This is a genomic window from Mesorhizobium sp. M7D.F.Ca.US.004.03.1.1, from assembly GCF_003998635.1.
Taxonomy (GTDB): domain Bacteria; phylum Pseudomonadota; class Alphaproteobacteria; order Rhizobiales; family Rhizobiaceae; genus Mesorhizobium; species Mesorhizobium loti.
The window spans coordinates 1-855 of the sequence record NZ_RZQG01001490.1 but is presented as its reverse complement, the minus strand read 5'-3'; the positions used below and the strand labels follow the sequence as shown (position 1 = coordinate 855).

Here is an 855-nt window from a genome sequence, read left to right as displayed (position 1 = left end):
GCGTCTCGTGGGCTCGGGCTGAGGTGCGGGTTGCGCAGGAGCGGGTTGCGCGGGCGCGGCTTGAGCAGGGGCGGTTTGCGCCAAGGCGTTGCCGGGGAAAGGCCCGGCGATCAAAGCAGCCAGGGCGCCAACGGCGCCAAGGTCGGCGAAACGAAATGGTCGCATCATCAAGGCTCCTGCCGGTCGCCCGGCCTGCTGAGACGCTTGTCGTCGCAACAGGCGGTAAGACCTCCTATCGCCTCAGCCGAGATAGGGATAGAGCGGGAAACGATCGGTCAGCGCCACGACCTTGGCCTTGACCGCGGCTTCGACAGCGGCATTGCCCTCGTCGGAATTGGCGACCTTGAGACCATCCAGCACTTCGGCGATCAGCTTGCCGATCTCGCGGAATTCGGCCTGGCCAAAGCCGCGCGTGGTGCCGGCCGGGGTGCCGAGACGCACGCCCGAGGTGACAAAAGGCTTTTCTGGATCGAACGGGATGCCGTTCTTGTTGCAGGTGATGTTGGCGCGGCCCAGCGCTGCCTCGGCGCGCTTGCCGGTGGCGTTCTTGGGCCTGAGGTCGACCAGCATCAGATGGTTGTCGGTGCCGCCGGAGACGATGTCGAGCCCGGTTTCCTTGAGACTGGAGGCAAGCGCCTTGGCGTTGGCGGCTACGCTCTCGGCGTAGACCTTGAAGCTCGGCTTCAGCGCTTCGCCGAAAGCCACCGCCTTGGCGGCGATGACATGCATCAGTGGGCCGCCCTGCAAGCCGGGGAACACCGCCGAGTTCATCTTCTTAGCGATGTCCTCGTCATTGCACAGGATCATGCCGCCGCGCGGGCCGCGCAACGACTTGTGCGTCGTGGTGGTCACGAC

At 65.6% G+C, this 855-nt stretch carries 1 pseudogene; it reads right to left on the bottom strand.

What is annotated here, in order from left to right:
- Positions 1 to 240: 240 nt before the first annotated feature.
- Positions 241 to 855 (bottom strand): annotated as a pseudogene (gene glyA, locus EN935_RS38165) (serine hydroxymethyltransferase); the annotation flags it as partial.